Origin of the sequence: Planotetraspora phitsanulokensis (genome assembly GCF_016863295.1) — a bacterium.
Lineage (GTDB): Bacteria > Actinomycetota > Actinomycetes > Streptosporangiales > Streptosporangiaceae > Planotetraspora > Planotetraspora phitsanulokensis.
On the sequence record NZ_BOOP01000015.1, the window covers coordinates 40,010 to 59,870 of the forward strand.

Below are 19,861 nucleotides of genomic sequence, written 5' to 3' on the forward strand. Positions count from 1 at the left end.
AGCTTTCCCGGGCCTTCCAGGACCGCGGTCAGCCGACCGGGCGCTGGATCGGCTGCCGCTCGGTCCGGTAGATGAGGGTGGTCTCCAGGTGGATGATTTCGGGACGGATCAGGATGCGTTCGAGGATCAGCCGGTGCAGATGATCGGCGTCGGGCACCGCGACGTGCACCAGGAAGTCCTCGGCCCCCGCCACGTGGAACAGCGCGATGGTCTCGGGAAGGCCGAGCACGAAGGCGCGCAGCGGATCGACGAGCTGGCTGGTGTGCGGCCGGACCCGCAACGCGAGCAGGGCCTGGAGGGGACGCCCGAGCGCCTTGGTGTCCACCTCAGCGCGGAAGCCCGTGATCAGTCCGCGCCTGCGCAGGTTGCGCACCCTCTCCAGCGCTGTGGACGGCGCCACGCCCACCCGTTCCGCGAGGTCCTTGTTGGGCAGCCGCGCGTCGTTCTGCAGCTCTTCCAGAATGGCCCGGTCGATCGAATCCAGTTCGATGCTCATGAATAATCTCGCCTCTGAATTCGGTGCCTATGGCTTTCCGTCGTCGAACCTAGTCATCATCCTGCCATGCAGCCGAACATGACGTGGGACATGAAGGAGTTCACCCGGGCCGCCGAGGTCACGGTTGACGAGCTGGCCGCCTACGTGGACCAGAGCCAGCGGGGCATGGCGCCGGTGTTGCGCCGCCGTCCTCCGCGCGAACTGGCGGACGAGCTGGGGCTGGCGCGATGGATCAGCGAAGGGGGCATGACGCCCGAGGACTACCGGCGGTTCCTCGGCGTCTATCTCCGCGAGGGCACCCGGCTGCACCATCCGGCCTACCTCGGCCACCAGAGCGCCGTTCCCGACTTTCCCGCGGCACTGGCCGACTTCGTACACGGTGCCTCCAACAACCCGATGGCGATCTACGAGATGGGCGCGTCGGCCGCGACGGTCGAGTTCGAGGTGCTGCGCTGGATGCTCGCCAAGGTCGGCTTCGGCGACAAAGGCGGCGGCGTGCTGACGCACGGGGGCTCCCTGGCCAACCTGACCGCGATGCTCGCCGCACGGGCCGCCGCCGCGCCGGACGCCTGGACCGACGGCGTCCCGAAGGACCTCGTCCTGCTGGCGCCGCCGTCGGCCCACTACTCGATCAGCCGGGCCGCCGCGATCCTCGGCCTGGGCGAGCGCGCGGTGGTCCCGCTGGAGGTGGACGGCCTCGGCAGGATCGACGCCGCCCGCCTGCCGGCCGTACTGGACGGGGTGCGACGGTCGGGGCGGCGCCCGATGGCCCTGGTCGCCGGCGCGTGCGCCACCGGCACCGGCCTGTACGACGATCTGCGGGCGATCGGGGACTTCTGCGCGGCGAACGGCATCTGGTACCACGTCGACGGCGCGCACGGGGCCTCGGCCCTGCTCAGCGAGGGCCACCGGCACCTGCTCGACGGAATCGAACTGGCCGACTCGGTCATCTGGGACGCCCACAAGATGTTGCGGACCTCGAGCCTGGCCGCCGCGGTGCTCGTGCGCCGGGAGCCCGACCTGGACGCGGCGTTCCAGCAGCAGGCGAGTTACCTGTTCTACGGCGACCAGGGGTTCGACCTGGTCGGCAGGGCCGTCGAGTGCACCAAGGCCGAGCTGGGCCTGAAGATCTTCCTCAACCTCGCCTGGCGGGGCGAGCGGGGCATGGGCGAGTACGTGGCGCGGCAGTACGAGACGGCCCACCGGTTCTGGGAACTTGCCAGGAATCGGCCCGGTTTCGACTTCCCCTACGAGCCGGAGAGCAACATCGTCTGCTTCCGGTACGGCACGGCCGACCAGGCGGCCATCCGTGAACGGCTGATGGAGGACGGCACGTTCCACCTCACCTCAGCCGAGATCGGCGGCGTCCGTCACCTCCGGGTGACCGTGATGGCCCCCGCCACCGACGGCCGAACCCTGGATTCCCTGCTCGACCACATCACCGCCCTTCCGCATGATCATGCACAGGTTCGCGAACATGGGTCGTAAGCTGGGCCGACCCGGTTGGTGATCATGCACATCCATGCATGATCACGGCGAAGGTGGCCGCGGGTCGGGGGCCACCTTGCCGAATCCGTGCATGATCACCCCCAGGGGTCAGAAACGGGCGGGTTCTGAGTAAGTGCCCCATTCGTCGCGGAGGGCGTCGCAGATCTCTCCCAGAGTCGCTTCGGCCCGAGCGGCCTCCAGCATGGGCGGGATCATGTTCTCGCTCGTCCGAGCGGCGGCCACCAGCCCCGCCAGAGCCGCGTCGACGGCGGCCTGGTCCCTGGCGGCGCGGCGCTCGGCGAGGACCCGCCGCTGCTCGACCTCGACCTCGTGGCTGATCCGGAGGATCTCCAGAGGCTCCTCGACCGTCGCGGTGTGGCAGTTCACCCCGACGATCCGCTTGTCGCCCTTCTCCAGCTTCCGCTGGTAGTCGAAGGCCGCCTCTGCGATCTCCGACATGAACCAGCCGTCCTCGATGCCGCGGAGGATTCCTGAGGTCATCGTGCCGTCCGACCCCATGTCCCGGATCTTCGCGAAGACGGCCTCGGCCTCGGCCTCCAGCCTGTCGGTCAGCTCCTCGACGTACCAGGAGCCGCCCAGGGGGTCGACGACGTTGACGACCTCGGTCTCCTCCATGATCACCTGCTGCGTCCTCAGCGCGATCTCGGCGGCCTTCGCCGACGGCAGCGCGAGCACCTCGTCGAGGGCGTTGGTGTGCAGGGAGTTGGTTCCCCCGAGCACCGCCGCCAGGGCCTCGATCGCCGTACGGACGATGTTGTTGTCGGGCTGCTGCGCCGTCAGCGAGACGCCCGCGGTCTGGGTGTGGAAGCGCAGCCACTGGGCCTTCTCGGTCCGCGCGCCGTACACGTCGCGCATCCACCGCGCCCAGATCCGCCGGGCGGCCCTGAACTTGGCGATCTCCTCGAAGAAGTCGATGTGCGCGTCGAAGAAGAACGACAGTCCCGGGGCGAAGGCGTCGACGTCGAGCCCGCGGGACAGGCCGAGCTCGACGTAGCCGAACCCGTCCGCCAGGGTGAAGGCGAGCTCCTGAGCGGCCGTGGACCCGGCCTCCCGGATGTGGTAGCCGGAGACCGACAACGGCTTGTACGCGGGGATCTCGGCGGCGCAGAACTCCATGAGGTCGCCGATCAGGCGCAGATGGGGCTCGGGGGCGAACAACCACTCCTTCTGCGCGATGTACTCCTTGAAGATGTCCGTCTGGAGGGTCCCGTTCAGCTTGCCTGTCGGCACGCCCTGCCTCTCGGCCGCGACGACGTACATGCAGAAGATCGGTACGGCCGGCCCGCTGATGGTCATCGAGGTGGTGACCTCGCCGAGCGGGATGCCGGCGAACAACTGGTCCATGTCCAGAGCCGAGTCGATGGCGACGCCGCAGTGCCCCACCTCCCCGAGGGAGTGCGCGTCGTCGGAGTCGCGTCCCATCAGCGTCGGCATGTCGAAGGCGACCGACAGGCCGCCTCCGCCGGCGCCGAGGATCATCTTGTAGCGCTCGTTGGTCTGCTGGGCGTTGCCGAACCCGGCGAACTGCCGGATCGTCCACGGCCGGCCCCGGTAGCCCGTCGGGTGGAGGCCCCGGGTGAACGGGAACTCGCCGGGCCAGCCGATGCGCGCGAATCGAGGATCGCTGGAGGCGGGTCCGTAAACGGGGTCGACCTCCAGACCGGAAAGGGTGCGGAACTCCCCTGCCCGCTTGTAGGCGGCGTCGTACCGCGCCTGCCAGCGGGCCCGGCCGGCCTCGATGTCGGCGTCGCGCGCGTGCTTCGGGTCCATACGACCTCCAAAGTGTGGGATCCCAAAGAAATACTAGGACGTCCTACTACCCATCTCCAACGCCGCGGCACCCCATACGGAGCGTGACCTGACCGTTCCATTTCGCATGCCGTCATGTCACACGTTGGTAGCAAATTCCAACGGATCTTTGACAAACACGTGAAATCTTCAACCATGGTCAAGGCCCTCTCAAAGTCCACACGGAGGTGGATGTGAAGCGCGTCTTAGTCGTCGCTGCGGCGACCGCGGTCGTCGCGGCGACCGTGGCGGCCCCGGCACAGGCGGTCGAAACCACGCGATCCGCTGCCGCGGCCCAAAAGGCCGCGACCGAATACGTCGTTCTGTACAAGGAAGGCGCCGGCGCCGCACAAGCCCAGAAGGCGATCGAGGCGGCGGGCGGCAAGCTCGTCAAGGTCAACTCCGAGGTCGGCGTGGCCACGGTCAGCACCACCAACGCCGGCTTCGTCGACGCGATCAAGAACAACGCGTCCATCGGAGGCGTCGCCCGCAACCGCACGATCGGCAGCGTGCCCGACGACTCCGCGGCCGCGCGGAAGGCAGCCCAGACCAGGGCGGTCGAGCGGGAGGGCCGCGGTCACGGCTCCCCGGCCAAGTGGAACAAGAACACCAAGGACGAGCCGCTGTCCGACCTGCAGTGGGACATGAAGCAGATCCAGGCGGACAAGGCCCACAAGTACGAGCAGGGTGACAAGGGCGTCCTCGTCGGCGTCCTGGACACAGGCATCGACGCGTCCCACCCCGACATCGCCCCGAACTTCAACAAGAAGCTGAGCAGGAACTTCACCGTCGACCTCCCGGCTGACGCCAACGGCACCGTGATCGACGGCCCGTGCGCGAGCGACCCGGACGGCTCCTGCAACGACCCCAACGACGTGGACGAAGACGGGCACGGCACGCACGTCGCGTCCTCGATCGCCTCGCCGATCAACGGCCTCGGCACCGCGGGCGTCGCCCCCAAGGTCTCCCTGGTCAACCTGCGGGCGGGCCAGGACTCGGGCTACTTCTTCGTCCAGCCCACCATCGACGCCCTCACCTACGCCGGCGACATCGGCGTCGACGTGGTCAACATGAGCTACTACGTCGACCCGTGGCTGTTCAACTGCGCCGACAACCCGGCCGACTCGCCCGACGAGCAGCTGGAGCAGCGGACCATCGTCTCGGCGGTCCAGCGGGCGCTGAACTACGCGCACAGCCGCGGCGTCACCCTGATCTCGGCGGCGGGCAACGGCGCGACCGACTACACCAAGACGATCGTCGACGCCTCCAGCCCGGACTTCGCGTCCGTCCCCGGCCAGCAGCCGCGGAGCCGCACGATCCCGGCGAGCTGCGTCTCCATGCCGAGTGAGGGCGAGCACGTGATCTCCGTGTCCTCGACCGGCATCAGCACCCGCAAGTCGTACTACTCCGACTACGGCAACGGCTACATCGACGTGGCCTCGCCCGGCGGTGACGCCTACGACACCCCCGGCAACACCCGGGACATCACCAAGGCGACCCTCTCGGCGTACCCGAAGTCCCTCGCCGTCGCCAACGGCGAGATCGACGCGAACGGGAACCCGACGGTCGACTACGTGGTCAAGGACTGCAAGGGCAAGGTCTGCGCCTACTACCAGTACCTCCAGGGCACCTCGATGGCCTCCCCGCGGGCGGTCGGCGTCGCGGCTCTGATCGTCAGCAAGTACGGCCACCGCGACCACCGGCACGGCGGCCTGACGCTCGACCCGGGCGTCGTCGAGAACATCCTCAAGGGCACGGCCACGGAGAAGGCGTGCCCGACGCCCGCGGCCTTCACCTACACCCGGATCCTCCCGACCGGGCAGACGGTGACCGCCACGCACACCTGTGAGGGCACCCTGTCCAACAACGGCTTCTACGGCAGGGGCATCGTCAACGCCCTCCACGCCGTGGGCCGCTGACCGACTCCCCTCCGCATCACACCGACGGCCACCGCTCCCCAGCGGTGGCCGTCGCCGTCTCACGACGTCCGACAGTCCTCAGACACCAGCTCTCGCTCAGGCGGCGGTGTCGATGTCCGGAAGCCGGTGTGAGGCGATGCCCAGGAGCAGCTCGGCGGCGCCGGTCGGGCGACGGCCCCTCGGCCACACCGCGCGCAGCCGCCGGTGCAGGTTCACTCCGGCCAGCGGAACCTCCCGCACGCGGCCTTCCGCAAGTTCCTCGCGCACGGTGATCACGCTGAGCACCGCCGGTCCGACACCCGCGGCCACCGCGGCGCGCATCGCCGCGTTCGAATCCAGAACCACCAGCGGCCGTGCCGGCTCGACGTCGACATCGGCGAGGATGCGCTCCAGCGTCTCCCGGGTGCCGGATCCCGGTTCGCGGACGATGAGCGGCGTGCGGGCGAGTTCGGCCGGCTCGACCGGCCGGCGTCGCCGCAGCCACGGATGGCCCGGCGCGACCACGACGACCAGCCGGTCGGCACCCACCTGCCGCGAGCAGAGTCCCGGCGGAACCGTGGGTGCCTCGATGAACCCGATGCCGACCTGGCCGCGGGCGGCCAACTCAGCCGCCTGTTCGGAGTTGGTGACCTTGAGGCTGACGCGGAGGTCCGGCGACCGGTGACGCAGAGCGCCGATCCATCGTGGCACGAAGTGCTCGGCCAGCGTCATGCTGGAGGCCAGCCGCAGGTCGTCGTCCTGGTCGGCGCGTAGTGCGGCGGCGCCGGCCATCAGCGACTCCACCTCTGACAACACCCGGTCGGACCACTGGCACACCGCCTTGCCCTCTGTGGTGAGTGCCGAACCACGGCTGCTCCGATCCACCAGGGTGAGCCCCAGCCGCCGCTCCAGCATGGCCAGCCGCTTGCTCGCGGCGGGCTGGCTGATCCTCATCCGCTCGGCGGCCTGACCGAGGCTCCCCAACTCCGCCACGAGGGTCAACAGCCGGAGGCTCTCGAAATCCGGCGGCATCCCGCCCATAACCGCAGATTATTACCTCATTCCGGATTGACGGGTACCGGCCTTACGCATCCCTGGCCAGGATCGTTGTGATGGCCCGCCGGCCGGTTCCGTACCGGCATGAGAGCGAAGCTCGACGGCGACGACCGCCTCCTCGTTGAGGCGAGACACATGCGAAAGCCGCCTGCCGCCCATCAGTGTCAGGCCCCTCGGCGGCCACTTTCTTCCCAGCTGGACCATCCATCGAAGGAGCGACATGTCCCACCACCTCGATTCACCGATCGCCCGCCAGGACCCGCGCCTGGACATCACCGACCTTTACGTCTTCCGGGGAGAGCGCGGCACCGTTTTCGTGACGAACCACAGCCACTCGCTCGCCGGTGACCACGTCCTCCGGGGCCTGCATCCGGAGGGCACATACGAGTTCAAGATCGACCTGAACGGCGATGCCGTCGAGGACCTGGCCTACCGCTTCACCTTCGGCGACCGCGACGAGCGGGGAACCCAGGCGTACCAGGTGCGCCGCCTGGCCGGCCCCGAGGCGCGCGAGGCCTCCGCCGCAGGAACGTTGATCGCGCAGGGCCGTACCGGCGAGACCGTGGAGTTCGACGGCGGTGGTCGGGCATGGGTCGGCGAGGCCGGCGACCCGTTCTGGATCGAGCCGGACGTCCTGCACGCGGTCGGCAAGGCGTTCCAGGAAGGCACCACGATCGATCTCTCCGGCTGGAACCCCGCGGAGGCGAAGAACGCGTTCGCCGGGCACACGGTCTACTCCATCGTGCTGGAGATCGCCGACGAGGAACTGCTGCCGGCGGCCGGCAGTGACCGCACGGTAGGGGTATGGGGCCTGGCCTCCCTCGCCACCGACGCGGGCGGCCGGCGGCCGATCAACCGGGCCGGCCTGCCCATGATCCATCCGCTGTTCACCCAGCTCAACGAGGACCTCGGCGACAAGCTGAACACCAACCGGCCGGCCGAGGACATGGAGATCCACGGCGACACGGTCACCACCATGGTGGCCGGCGTGGTGCGGGCGTACGGCACCGCCGAGGATCCGGAGGCCTACGCGTGGGCCGTCGTCAGCAAGATCTTCCCCAATGTGCTGCCCTACACCATCGGCACCTCCGCCTTCTTCGGGTTCGCCGGATGGAACGGCCGCTCGCTCACCGACAACGCACCGGACGTCATGTTCTCCTTCGCCGGCGACACCCCGGTCACCATCGGCATCACCGGGCGGTCGGTCACGGCCGAGCCGACGCGGACCTTCCCCTACGTGCCGCCGACGCCCTGACTCGGCGGGGCGAGCACGATCAGTACGGAGCCCGGCCGTCACGCGAGGGGCGCGGCCGGGATCTGGACTGAGGAACGCCCGCAGCGAGGAACGAGCGAGGACGTGACGAGGGAAGACCCGGCCTCAAAGGCGCCCCGAGCACGCGCGAGCGGAGCGAGCGCAATCAAACACAGCCCCGAGCCCGCCTCGCCGGAGGCGAGGCAATCAGACACAGGCAAGGCGGTCAGACGCTAAAGTCGCCCGCCGCCACTCGGAGCGTCTTCAGCAGGTCGAACATGTCCCCCAGGTCGTCGTCGCCGTACATGCCCATGCCGAACCCGGCCTCCATGAGGTCGGCGGTGGCCCGGGTCACCGCGTCGCGGCCCGCGTCGGTGATGTGGGCGAGGACGCCGCGGCCGTCCTTGGGGTTGCGCATCCGCTTGACGAGGCCGGCCTTCTCCAGTCGGTCGACGGTGTTCGTCACGCTGGTCGGGTGGACCATGAGACGCTCGCCGATCTTGGACAGGGGCAGGGCGCCCGCGCGGCTGAACGTCAGCAACACCAGCGCCTCGTAGCGGGCGAAGGTCAGGTCGTACGGCTTCAGCAGCGTGTCCAGCTGCGCCAGCAGGATCTGGTGGGCTCGCATGATCGACGTCACGGCGGCCATGGCGGACGACGGGCCGAACTTCTCGCGCCAGGTCTCCGCGGCACGCTCGATCGGGTCGAACGGCAGGTTGAGCGGCCGGGAGCCGCTGACCGGGAGCTGGCTTGAACTGGGCGGAAGGGACACAGCGATATACGGTATCGCGACGGCTTTCGTGATCGACCCGCGCACGTAGCGTAACTGAATTCATTCCTTGACCCCAGAACTCCCTCCCTCAGGGTCACGCTCCGTTATGGTTGCCACGTCAAAAGGTGAGGCGGCGGCAAACCCGGTGGCCCGGGGAGCCCGGTCTGCTAGCGCGGACTGTGGCGAGGCCGATGGAAGACCAGTGCCGGGGGGAACGGCGCGGTCCCACGCCCCGCTCACACAGGCACGGGGGGTGCTTGATGGGCAGCATGCCTGTCCCGGCGCGTAGCGCGCGCCGTATATCGACAGAAGCGTGGCCAGGGGCCGCGCTGGGCCGTGGGTAACCACAGGGGCGTTTCACGCGAGGAGCTCAAGCACGGCACGGTCGTCACGGTGACCGTGTTGCTGGCGCTCGGGCTCGTCGTCGCGTGGAGCGCCCTGATACCCGGTTTCATGAGCTGGGACGACATCGTGATGGCGGTCATCGGCTCGCTCCGGCTGACCGGCCCGGTGGCCGCGGCGTTCGCGGCGTGGGTGGCGGTGCGCAAGCATCGCGGCAGCAGCGGCAAGGCCGTCACTCCGTGGCGGGCGGTGAAGGCCCCGCTCGCGATCCTCGTGGTCGTGACCGGCTCGTTCGGCACCACCGTCCTGGTGCTCGGGCTGCGTGCCGGCCTGGGCGAGCAACCTGGACGGCTGGTGCCCAGCGGCCTGGCCATGTGCGTCGCCTCGCTGGCCCTCTACGTGGTGGTGGGCTGGATCGTCGGCTGGCTGCTCCCCCTCATCGCCACACCGGCGATCGCCGGTCTCGGCACCTATGTGCTGTTCACCTGGCTGGCCGGCAACTTCACCTGGGCGGACAGGCTCGCTCCCTCGACGCGGGAGCCGTACGACCTCTTCGAGGGGATGAGCACGACCGCGTTCACCGACCAGACGTTGTGGCTGCTCGGCCTGAGCGCCGCGCTCCTGCTCGGGTGGGTGGCGCTCGTCACCGGGCGGATGCTCGCGCTCGCCGCCGCCGTGATCGCCGTCATGGCCGCGGGGACGGGTGCCGCCCGGCTGGTCACCGAGCCCCAGACCGTTGCCGCGAGCGAGCGGCTCGTCTACAGCTGCCAGGAGTGGCCGATCACGGTGTGCGTGCATCCCGCGATGCGCGCCGGCCTCACCGAGCTGGTGAGCACGTTCACGACGATCGCCGCCAGGCTGACGGGGACTCCTGCCGCGTTCAACCGGGTCGAGCAGCACTCCCCCGACGACGGCGACCAGCCATACCCCGGGGTGGCCTTCATCCACGTCGACGACCTGAACGACGGGTACGCCGACCGCGCGGCGGCCGAGTTCCTCGACCGGCTGGCCAAGCCGTGCCCCGCGACGGTCACCGCGGGCTACCGGGCGATCGTGATCTCGTGGCTCCGCAACGAGCCGCTGCCGGCGGGCCCGCTGCCCGAGCATCGGTACGCCGCGGTGTGGTTCTCCGAGCTCACCGAGACCCAGCGGCGCGACTGGCTGCGCATGTTCTATTCGGACTTCGTCTCGTGCGGGCTGCAGAGCAGGCATTTCGGCGGCGGCGCGAGGCAGGCGGACCCGAACATGACCGGGTATCCCGTCCACGACGACGCCCACTTCGCGCCCGTGTACCCCGTGGCCCCCAGCCCCGGCGGCTACCCTTCCGCGGCCCCCGTTGTGCCCACGCCGTCCGGGCCGGCCGGGCAGGTCCCCGGCGGCGTCCCTGCTCCAGGCGGGGTCCCCGGAACGGGCTCTGGAACGGGTTCGGGAACGACGCCCGGGCCGGTCCCGGGATCCGGCGGCGGGACAGGGCAGACCACGGGGCCGGACGGCGGTACGGGCTCGGGGACCGACGGCGGCGCCTCTCCCGCACCGGGGTCCTCCCCCGCCCCCGGGACCATTCCCGACACTCCCGGCAGCCCCAGCCCCGAGCAGGACCCGCCGCGGCGTGACGGAGGCGAGACCACAGGCCCCCGGCCCGGTGAGGACCCCGGTCCGGACGGGGCCGGCCGGGATGGGAGCCAGGACTCGCGCCGCGGCACCGACTTCCGCCCGGGCCAGGAGCGCCTCCCGGGTGACCGCACCGCGCTGTCCCCTGTGGGCGCCTCGGACGGCTTTCGCGGGCACCGCCGTCACCACGATTTCGAGTGGTGAATCGGTCGTGTCATCCGGTTCCCCGGCGGCCCAGGCGAAGATCGCGTGGATGTGAGATCGGGAGAATAAGGGGAAGATGTCCTCCCGTGGACCGTCAGACCCGACCCCTCCCCACGCCGGACACCGACGAACCCGTCCCCCGGCGCCCACGCAGAGGCTGGCGACTGCTCGCCGGCCTCCTCTTCGTCATCCTCCTGGTCGTCGTGGGCGCACGCCTGACCTGGTCGTGGCTGAACCCGCTCGGGGAGGAGACCATCGACCGCAGCAGCCCGGTGCTGCTGAAGTCGATCCAAAACCTCAGCCGATACGAGGCTGCCACGGGCAACTTCCAGGTCATCGTGGATCTTGAGAAGGACGCCAACTTCCTGCCCGACGCCATCAAGGGCACCAGGACGCTGTTCGTGGGCGTCGGCAACGTGGACGCCTACGTCGACTTCTCCAGACTCTCCAAGGACGCCATCACCGTCTCGCCCGACGGCAAGATCGTGACGGTACGGCTGCCGCACGCGCAGTTGGAGAAACCGAATCTGGACAACCGGAAGTCCTATGTCTTCGCCCAGCAACGCGGCCTGTTCGACCGGGTGTCGGACTTCCTGTCCTCCTCACCGGGGAACCAGCAGGAGCTGTACATGCTGGCCGAGCAGAAGATCGCCGACACCGCGGCCTCGAGCGATCTGCGCAACCGGGCCGACCAGAACACCAAGGCGACGCTGGAGGGCATGCTGAAGGCCCTCGGCTTCACGACCGTGGTCATCGAGTACAGCGGCGAACCGTGAACCCCCTGAGGCCCGCGGGCTCCGCTCCGCCGGCCGGGGAGGGCTCGCGTACGGCCCCCGACGAGGCGCGGGCCGTACGCGACCTGAACGGGGTCAGCCGAGCGCGGCGATGAGGTCGTCCGCGGCCGAGTAGGGGTCGACGGCGCCCTCGAGCAGGCGCTCGGCGAGCCCCTCGAGCCGGTCCACGTGCGGATCGGCGAGCCGCGACCTTATCTGCGCGAGCGCGATGGCCTCGATCTCGTCTCTGGCGCGGGCCAGCCTCCGGCGGCGGAACTCTCCCGACTCCTCCAGGTGGGCGGCGTGCTTGTCGAGGGCGGCGAGCAACTCCTCGGCGCCCTCGCCCTTCGCCGCCACCGTGGGCACGATCGGCGGCCGCCACGGCGCGGTCGCGAGCGCGACCATGTTCCGCAGGTCGCGCACGGTCGCCTGGAGGCCGTCGCGGTCGGCCTTGTTGACGACGAACACGTCGGCGATCTCGAGGATCCCCGCCTTCGCCGCCTGGATGCCGTCGCCCATCCCCGGAGCCAGCAGCACGAGCGTCGTGTCGGCCAGGCGGGCGACGTCGACCTCGGCCTGGCCGACTCCCACGGTCTCGACGAGGATGACGTCGCACCCGGCCGCGTCGAGGACGCGCAGCGCCTGCGGCGTCGCCCACGCCAGCCCGCCGAGGTGCCCTCTGCTGGCCATGCTGCGGATGAACACGTCGGGGTCGGTCGCGTGGTCCTGCATCCGCACGCGGTCGCCGAGCAGCGCGCCGCCGGTGAACGGGCTCGAGGGGTCCACGGCGAGCACGCCGACCCGGCTGCCACGGGCGCGGAAGGCCCGGATGAGCATGCCCGTCGTCGTCGACTTCCCGACGCCGGGCGCGCCCGTCAGGCCGATCACCCTCGCGCTGTACGGCTTGCGCGTCCCCGTCGCGAGCTCGGCCATGACCTCGCGGAGCGTCGCCGCGCGCTCGGGGGCGGTCACGGCGTTCTCGACCAGGGAGAGCAGTCGGGCCACCGCGCGCGGCCGGCCGCGTCGCGCGTCGGCGGCGAGCTCGCGGACGTCCACGGTCAGCTTCCGTCGCGACCGGAGGGGACCCGGATGATCAGGGCGTCGCCCTGGCCGCCGCCACCGCACAGGCCCGCGGCGCCCAGACCGCCGCCGCGGCGCTTGAGCTCATGCGCGAGGCTCAGCACGATACGCGCGCCGGAGGCGCCGATCGGGTGGCCCAGGGCGATGCCGCCGCCGTTGACGTTGACCTTGTCGAGCGGGAGGTCCAGCTCCTTCGCCGACTGGAGCACCACCTGGGCGAACGCCTCGTTGATCTCGACCAGGTCGAGGTCGCCCGTCGTCACCCCCTGCTTGCCGAGGGCCTGCTTGATCGCGTTGGCGGGCTGGGACTGCAGCGAGTTGTCCGGGCCGGCCACGTTCCCGTGCGCGCCGATCTCGGCCAGCCACTCGAGACCCAGTTCCTCCGCCCTGGTCCGGGACATGACCACGACGGCCACGGCGCCGTCGGAGATCTGGGAGGCCGACCCCGCGGTGATCGTGCCGTCCTTCGTGAACGCGGGCCGCAGCCGGGACAGGGCCTCCACGGTCGTGTCGGGGCGGATGCCCTCGTCCGCCGAGAACAGGACCGGCTCTCCCTTGCGCTGCGGCAGGGAGACGGGGACGATCTCGTCGTCGAACAGGCCGTTCTTGGTCGCCTGGGCGGCGAGCTGATGCGACCGGGCGGAGAACTCGTCCTGCTCCTGCCGGGTCAGGCCGAGCCGCGCGTTGTGGTGCTCGGTCGACTCGCCCATCGCCACCTGGTCGAACGCGTCGGTCAACCCGTCGAGCGCCATCGAGTCGACCACGCCGGAGTTGCCGTACTTCACGCCCTTGCGCAGGCCCGGCAGCAGGTGGGGCGCGTTGGTCATCGACTCCATGCCGCCGGCGACGACGATGTCGAACTCCCCCGCCCTGATGAGCTGGTCGGCCAGGGCGATGGCGTCCATGCCCGACAGGCACACCTTGTTGATGGTGAGCGAGGGGACCGTCATGGGTATGCCCGCCTTCACGGCGGCCTGCCGTGACGGAATCTGACCGGCCCCGGCCTGGAGAACCTGGCCCATGATCACGTACTGCACCTGGTCGGGAGCCACCCCCGCACGCGACAGGGCGGCTTCGATGGCGATGCCGCCGAGGTCGGCGGCGGAAAGGTCGGCGAGCGAGCCCAGGAGCCTTCCGATGGGCGTGCGAGCTCCGGCGACGATGACGGAACCAGACATTCGAGGGGCCTCCATCACGAGATCAGGGCGACGGTGCCACCATACCCAGCAGGCACCGGTCGACCGCGAGAGCGCCCGCCGTCGAACGACACACGAAACGGAGTCCCGAAATGCTGCTCAGGATCGATCATGTGGGAATCGCCTGCCACAATCTGAACGAGAAGATCGAATTCTACGAGTCGGTGTTCGGCCTGACCGTCGTGAGCCGGGAGATCAACGAAGAGCAGGGCGTTCGCGAGGCCATGCTGCACGTGGCGGACGGCGATCAGGGCGCGTCCTATGTGCAACTGCTGGAGCCGCTCCACCCCGACACCGCGGTCGGCAAGTTCCTGGCCAAGCGCGGCGAGGGTGTGCACCATGTGGGATACGGAGTGACGGACATCACCAAAGCCCTCGAGGAAATCTCCGCGAAAGGTGTTCGTTTGGTCGACGAAAGGCCGCGGCACGGATCGATGGGCGCCTCCATCGCCTTTCTCCATCCGAAAGACATCGGAGGGGTGCTCACCGAACTGGTGGAGACATCCCGGCGTTGATCCAAACGTAAGAAACGTTCATACGTAACAAGTAGCGCAGAAAGTCGGAGAGGGCCGCCAAGGCAGCGGTGTCGGAGTACGCTGGCGTACCACCGGAGGTGGATGCCCGTGGGCTCCCCGCCTCGGATGTCCGAACCCCCCGTCCGGCCCGTGTAGCCGTCTCGACAACCAGGATCGAGCCTCATGCAGTCCGACATCGACGCCCAGCTCAATAATTTCTTCGAAGACGCCCCTTCTCGGGAATTCGACGTGGTGCTCAGGGGCTATGACCGGCACCAGGTCCACGACCACTTGAAGACGCTCGACACCGAGCTGCGTCAGGCCAAGGAGCAGGTCACAGGTCTGCAGCGCGACCTGTCCGACTCGCAGCGGCAGTTGCAGGAGCAGGAGCGCCCGACCTACTCCGGCCTCGGCGCCCGCATCGAGCAGCTGCTGCGCCTGGCGGAGGAGCAGGCCACCGAGCTCGTGCAGGCGGCCAGGTCCGAGGCGAACGAGATCAAGGCCGCGGCGCGGGTGGACGCGGCCGACCTGCGGGCCGCCGCGGAGAACGAGGCCGCCGAGAAGCGCGCCCTCGCCAACCGCGAGGCCGAGGACATGCGGGGCAACGCCGAGCGCGACGCCGAGGAGATCCGCTCCACCGCCAAGCGCGAGTCCGACGAGCTGACCTCGACCACCGAGCGTGAGGTCGCCAAGCTGCGCGCCACCGCCGACCACGAGGTCGCGGAGAAGCGCGCCGACGCCGAGCGCGAGATCGCCAAGCTGCGCACCACGACCGAGCGTGAGGTCGCCCAGCTCCGCGCGTCCACCAAGCGTGAGCGCGACGAGGTGCTGACCACGGCCAAGCGCCAGGCGGACGAGATGCGCGCCCAGGCTCAGCGCGTCCTCGAGGAGTCCGAGGCCAAGCGCGCCCAGGACGAGGCCGAGTTCGAGATCCAGCTCGCCGCCCGCCGCGAGGACGCCGAGCGGCAGGAGGCCGAGCGGCACGCCACCGCGCAGGCCAACACGCAGAAGCTGGTGGCCGAGGCCGAGCAGCGGGCCGCCACCGCCGAGCAGCGGGCCACCAAGGCCACGCAGCAGGCCGACCAGACCCGTCGCGAGGCGGACACGCACGCCAAGCAGTTGCTGGCGAACGCACGTAAGAACGCCGACCAGCTCGTCGCCGAGGCGAAGTCGAGCGCCGATTCGATCGTCACCGACGCCAAGAACGAGGCGGAGCGGACGCGCACCTCGATGCAGCGGCAGGTCGACGAGCTCACGCGTCAGCGCGACAGCATCACCAGCCACCTCGCCCAGCTGCGGCAACTGCTCGGCGGCGCGGCGCTCCCGGGCATGGAGCCCGAGCCCGCTCCGGTCACGGCCGCTCCGCCGAAGCCGGCCCTGTCGGCCGCGCCCCCGGTGAGCGAGAAGCCGGTCGCGGCGCCCAAGCCGGCCGAGCCCGCCCCCAAGGCGGACGACGACGCCGAATGGTGGCAGGAGTAAAGGTCGGCGCTTTCGGGGAGTTGGCGACGGCTATCCGAACGGGGCCCGGCGGGATCGTTCCCGCCGGGCCCTGTTCGTGCCCGCCTCAAATTGAATCGCCTTCAGTGGACGCCCCTCAATGAATCGCCCTCGGCGGACCGAATTTCAGCGGACCGACCCTCAGCGGAGCGACCGCACGAACTCCGCGACGACCGCGTTGAAGGCCTCAGGCTGTTCGATAGCGGACAGATGCCCAGCCTTCTCGATGACCGCCAGCTTCGCCTCCGGGACGGCCTGAGCCATCGCCTCGGCGTCGGAGGGCGGGGACAACTCGTCCTCGTCGCCCACGACGACCAGGACCGGCACGTTCAGCGCCCGCAGCGTCTCGAAGGAGTCCGGTCGCCCGGCCATCGCGCGCTGGGCCCAGGCCACCGCTCCGGGTGGGGCTGCCTGCACCAGGCCGCGGACCCGTCCGACGACCATGCCCCTGCGCTGTTTGGTGGTCGCGCCGAGCAGCGTGGGCAGGACGTCCTCCAGCAGCACCCCTGCACCGCCGTTGAGCACCGCGGCGGCGATCCGCTCCCGGTTGGCCCGGGCCGCCTCCGTGTCCGCGCTCGCCTTCGTGTCGGCGAATATGGCGCCGGTCAGCCGGTCCGGATGGCGGCGGCACAGGGCCATCGTGACGTAGCCGCCCATCGACAGGCCGCCGATCACCGCGCGGTCGATGCCCTCGTCGTCGAGCAGCCGGGCCACGTCGTCGGCCATCGCGTCGACGGAGGGGTCCTCCTCGCCCAGGAGGGAACCGCCGAAGCCGCGTAGATCCGGGGTTATCACCCGGCAATCGGAGGCGAGGGCCTCCCGCTGCGCGAGCCACATCGCCGATGAGAGCGGGAAGGCGTGGAGCAGCACGAGGGGCATGCCCCTCCCGGCTGATCGCGAGTAAAGCTGCATCACGTCAAGGTAACCCGCGATCGGCCGCTTGCCACCCTCCCCGCACCGAATCACCCGCGGCGCGGTCGGAATCCGGTGGTCGGACTCCGGCGGATCAGCCGGCGGTGGGCAGCGGGGCCGCCGACGGGTTGACCCGCTTGACGATCTCGTTCAGCACGATCCGGACGTACGGCTCGCCAACCCACAGGTGCTTGGCCCCGTCGACCCCGACGACCTCGGCCTGGGGCACCCGGCTGAAGCGCCGCCTGGCCTCCTCCGGCTGGAGGTAGTCGTCGAACTCGGGCACCAGGGCGACCAGCGGCCGGCCGAACTCGGCCCAGGCGTCGAGGTCGGCGTCGGTGGCCCGGCGGAGCGGAGGCGACAGCAGGATCGCGCCCTGGACGAGGGGGTCCCTTCCCCACTTCAGGGCCAGTTCGGTGCCGAACGACCAGCCGACCAGCCAGGGATTCGGCAGGTCGTGGAAGTCCGCGTACTCCAGCGCCGCGGCCACGTCGAAACGCTCGCCCTCCCCCTCGTCGAACGCCCCCTGGGACGTGCCGCGATCGGAGGTCGTCCCGCGGGTGTTGAAGCGCAACACGGCCAGGTCGGCGAGGGCCGGCAGCCGATAGGACGCCTTACGCAGGACGTGGCTGTCCATCATGCCGCCGTGCGTCGGAAGCGGGTGCAGGCATATCAGGGTGGCGGCGGGCGACCCGCCCTCCGGAAGCGCGAGCTCTCCCACCAGCGTCAGACCGTCGGCCGTGTTCAGCTCGATGTCCTCCCGCTTGGCGGGCAGGACCGTCGACGCCCTGATGTCCATCCCGACCCCTCCAGCGTGATCATGCACAATTTCTCCCACAGTATCCCTGACCGCCCACTTCTCCCGTCGTGATCATGCACAGATTCGGCGCCGTCCCACCTGACCTGGCCGTCCACCATTCGTGATCATGCGCGGACTCGGAGACATCCCCGCCGACGTGGGCACACGCCGTACGTGATCATGCACGTGCCTTCAATAGCGATTGCGCCCGGGACCCCGGTTGGCCCGGTTCCTCCAGCAGGCCGTGTGCCAGTGCCGCCGCTCGTCCTCGCCTCCGGGCCAGGCGGGCCAGCTCACGATGTGCGGCACGCCGGACCGGATCTCCTGCTCGCAGCCGGGACACCGATAGGCCTTGCCGAGGGCCGGGCCGGACACGTTCCGCACCACCCAGTCGCCGTCCGGTGCGGTCTCCACCCGGTCCACGCCGGGCACCGACTCGACCGGCCGTCCGGCCCCACGGCCGTCGGGACGCTCGAACGGGCCGCGGCGGCGGGCACGACGCGGGCTCACGGCGACAGTCCTCCTCGGGGGGATGTGTCCTGCGAGAGATCACCTGACACACGACAAAACGGCATATCCCTCCGCATTGTTTCAGGCTCCCGTCAGCGCGCGTACGCGCGGAATCCCGGCACTCCGGCCGTCACGAGCTGGTCGAGCAGCGGCGCGGGGGCGAACGACGGCTCGCGGTACTCGGCGTAGAGCGCGCGCAGGCCGTCCCTGACCCGCTCCAGCCCGATGGAGTCGAGCATCTCGAACGGCCCGGCGGGATACCCGCAGCCCAGCCTCATCGCGTCGTCGATGTCCCCGGCCGTCGCGTAACCCGAGTCCACCATGCGGACCGCGTCGTTGAGATAGGGGTACAACAGCGCGTCGACGACCATCTCCGCCCGGTCGCCGCACCGCACAGGCGTGCGTCTGAGCACGGTCACCAGATCCTGTACGGCTCCCGCGACCTCCTCGGACGTCAGGACGGTCGAGGCCACCTCGGCCACCCGGTCCCCCACCAGATGCAGGCCGACGAGCCGTTCGGGATGCGAGAGCCGTACGGCCAGTTCGACGACGGGCCGGTCGGAGAGCGCGACGACCACGTCGGCGTCGGCCACCGGGGTGAGATCGGATCTCTCCGCGACCGTCGCCTTGAATCCGGCGGCGTCGAGATCGGCGACCAGGCCGGCGACCTCGGGCCCGCTGCCGACGATGCCCACCATCGACACCGCGGCCCTGGGGCCGGGCTCCGGGACCGTGGGCGCGCCCTCGGCGTAGGAGTAGAAGCCCCGGCCCGTCTTGCGGCCGAGCAGCCCCGCGGTGACGAACTCACGCAGGACGGGGGCCGGCGCGTGGCGGGGGTCCCTGCTCTCGCGGAACAACACCTCGCACACCTCGTACGACGTGTCGAGACCGATGAGGTCCAGCAGCGTGAAGGGGCCCATGGGAAGGCCGAGGCCCAGCTTCATCGCCGCGTCGATGTCGTCCCGGGAGGCGAGCCCCGATTCGAGCAGGCCGCACGCGTGGTTGAGATAGCCGAGCAGCAGCCGGTTGACCACGAACCCCGCCCGGTCCCCGACCGTCACCGGCGTCTTGCCGAGCCGCCTGGCGAGGTCGGCGATCTCGCCGGCGAGGCCGTCCTCGGTCACGACGGTGCCGATCACCTCGACCAGCCTCATGACCGGTGCCGGGTTGAAGAAGTGCATGCCGACCACCTGCGCGGGGCGGGAGGTGGTCGCGGCGATGGCGGTCACGGAGAGCGAGGAGGTGTTGGTGGCGAGCACGGCGGACGGCTTGCAGATCCGGTCGAGATCCGAGAACAGCCCCCGCTTGTACTCCATGAGCTCGGGGATCGCCTCGACGACGAGATCCACGTCCGCCAGGTCCTCCCGGGACGTGGTGAAGGTGATCCGGCCGAGAAGGGCGGACTGCTGCTCGGCGCTCATCCTGTCCCTCGCGACGGCCCTGGCCGTGGAGGTCTCCAGGTGCCTGCGGCCCCTCTCGAGGGCCGCCTCGTCCGCCTCGACGCCGATCACGCTCATCTCCGCGCGGGCGAACACCTCCGCGATGCCCGCGCCCATGGTCCCGAGCCCGACCACACCGACCGTCTCGAACGTCCGCGTCATGGAGCCAGTTTCCCAGAGTGCCTCGTCACGGCCTCAGGCCCGGTAGGGTT

The 19,861-nt window shown here is 70.1% G+C and carries 17 protein-coding genes; 7 read left to right on the forward strand and 10 right to left on the reverse strand.

The genetic code is table 11. The annotated features are described in order from the left end of the window. Positions 1–28 precede the first annotated feature (28 nt). Positions 29–496 carry an Lrp/AsnC family transcriptional regulator gene (locus Pph01_RS17890; protein ID WP_239116798.1) on the reverse strand — a complete coding sequence of 156 codons (468 nt, stop codon included), beginning with the start codon at positions 494–496 and terminating at the stop codon, positions 29–31. A gap of 66 nt (positions 497–562) precedes the next feature. Between Pph01_RS17890 and Pph01_RS17895 the strand changes: the two genes are divergently transcribed. Further along, entirely contained in the window at positions 563–1,984 is a 1,422-nt protein-coding gene (locus Pph01_RS17895; protein ID WP_204074242.1) for a pyridoxal phosphate-dependent decarboxylase family protein, read from the forward strand. Positions 1,985–2,092: 108 nt separating this feature from the next. Here Pph01_RS17895 and icmA read toward each other — a convergent pair whose 3' ends face one another. Continuing rightward, positions 2,093–3,775: a coenzyme B12-dependent isobutyryl-CoA mutase large subunit gene (icmA, locus tag Pph01_RS17900; protein WP_204074243.1), complete on the reverse strand. Its 1,683-nt coding sequence runs from the start codon at positions 3,773–3,775 to the stop codon at positions 2,093–2,095. Between the two features lie 212 nt (positions 3,776–3,987). Between icmA and Pph01_RS17905 the strand changes: the two genes are divergently transcribed. Continuing rightward, the gene (locus Pph01_RS17905; RefSeq protein ID WP_204074244.1) at positions 3,988–5,712 is read left to right on the forward strand and encodes a S8 family peptidase; all 1,725 of its coding nucleotides are present in this window, start codon (positions 3,988–3,990) and stop codon (positions 5,710–5,712) included. A 96-nt stretch (positions 5,713–5,808) separates the two neighbouring features. Here the strand turns inward: Pph01_RS17905 and Pph01_RS17910 are convergent, their stop codons facing one another. Then, positions 5,809–6,732: a LysR family transcriptional regulator gene (locus Pph01_RS17910; RefSeq protein WP_204074245.1), complete on the reverse strand. Its 924-nt coding sequence runs from the start codon at positions 6,730–6,732 to the stop codon at positions 5,809–5,811. A 235-nt stretch (positions 6,733–6,967) separates the two neighbouring features. Here Pph01_RS17910 and Pph01_RS17915 point away from each other — a divergent pair, with 235 nt between their 5' ends. Then, positions 6,968–8,002 (forward strand): DUF4331 family protein, encoded by a 1,035-nt coding sequence (locus Pph01_RS17915; protein ID WP_204074246.1) that lies wholly within the window; start codon positions 6,968–6,970, stop codon positions 8,000–8,002. A 223-nt stretch (positions 8,003–8,225) separates the two neighbouring features. Here Pph01_RS17915 and Pph01_RS17920 read toward each other — a convergent pair whose 3' ends face one another. Beyond that, positions 8,226–8,771, reverse strand: a complete 546-nt coding sequence (locus Pph01_RS17920; protein WP_204074247.1) for a MarR family winged helix-turn-helix transcriptional regulator — start codon at positions 8,769–8,771, stop codon at positions 8,226–8,228. Positions 8,772–9,107: 336 nt separating this feature from the next. Here Pph01_RS17920 and Pph01_RS17925 point away from each other — a divergent pair, with 336 nt between their 5' ends. After that, positions 9,108–10,928: a hypothetical protein gene (locus Pph01_RS17925; protein WP_204074248.1), complete on the forward strand. Its 1,821-nt coding sequence runs from the start codon at positions 9,108–9,110 to the stop codon at positions 10,926–10,928. Positions 10,929–11,014: 86 nt separating this feature from the next. After that, a complete protein-coding gene (locus tag Pph01_RS17930) occupies positions 11,015–11,704 on the forward strand; it encodes a DUF4230 domain-containing protein (RefSeq protein ID WP_204074249.1) in 690 nt (229 codons plus the stop codon). Between the two features lie 93 nt (positions 11,705–11,797). Here the strand turns inward: Pph01_RS17930 and meaB are convergent, their stop codons facing one another. Both meaB and Pph01_RS17940 read right to left on the reverse strand, forming a co-directional pair. Then, positions 11,798–12,757 carry a methylmalonyl Co-A mutase-associated GTPase MeaB gene (gene meaB / locus Pph01_RS17935; RefSeq protein WP_204074250.1) on the reverse strand — a complete coding sequence of 320 codons (960 nt, stop codon included), beginning with the start codon at positions 12,755–12,757 and terminating at the stop codon, positions 11,798–11,800. A gap of 2 nt (positions 12,758–12,759) precedes the next feature. Then, positions 12,760–13,959, reverse strand: coding sequence for an acetyl-CoA C-acetyltransferase (locus tag Pph01_RS17940; protein WP_204074251.1), 1,200 nt, complete (start codon positions 13,957–13,959; stop codon positions 12,760–12,762). 110 nt (positions 13,960–14,069) lie between these two features. On the opposite strand from Pph01_RS17940, the gene mce reads away from it, so the two are divergent. Further along, positions 14,070–14,492: a methylmalonyl-CoA epimerase gene (gene mce, locus Pph01_RS17945; RefSeq protein ID WP_204074252.1), complete on the forward strand. Its 423-nt coding sequence runs from the start codon at positions 14,070–14,072 to the stop codon at positions 14,490–14,492. Between the two features lie 183 nt (positions 14,493–14,675). Then, positions 14,676–15,971 carry a DivIVA domain-containing protein gene (locus Pph01_RS17950; RefSeq protein WP_204074253.1) on the forward strand — a complete coding sequence of 432 codons (1,296 nt, stop codon included), beginning with the start codon at positions 14,676–14,678 and terminating at the stop codon, positions 15,969–15,971. A 159-nt stretch (positions 15,972–16,130) separates the two neighbouring features. On the opposite strand, the gene Pph01_RS17955 is transcribed toward Pph01_RS17950, so the two are convergent. The 4 genes from Pph01_RS17955 to Pph01_RS17970 form a co-directional block, all read right to left on the reverse strand. After that, on the reverse strand, positions 16,131–16,868 hold the full coding sequence (locus Pph01_RS17955) for an alpha/beta fold hydrolase (RefSeq protein WP_239116799.1): 738 nt from the start codon (positions 16,866–16,868) through the stop codon (positions 16,131–16,133). A 127-nt stretch (positions 16,869–16,995) separates the two neighbouring features. Continuing rightward, entirely contained in the window at positions 16,996–17,700 is a 705-nt protein-coding gene (locus Pph01_RS17960) for an alpha/beta hydrolase (RefSeq protein WP_204074255.1), read from the reverse strand. Positions 17,701–17,892: 192 nt separating this feature from the next. Further along, complete coding sequence (locus tag Pph01_RS17965; protein WP_204074256.1) at positions 17,893–18,210, reverse strand: Rv1322 family protein; 318 nt, start codon at positions 18,208–18,210, stop codon at positions 17,893–17,895. A 92-nt stretch (positions 18,211–18,302) separates the two neighbouring features. Next, positions 18,303–19,811 (reverse strand): 3-hydroxyacyl-CoA dehydrogenase family protein, encoded by a 1,509-nt coding sequence (locus Pph01_RS17970; protein WP_204074257.1) that lies wholly within the window; start codon positions 19,809–19,811, stop codon positions 18,303–18,305. Positions 19,812–19,861 lie beyond the last annotated feature (50 nt).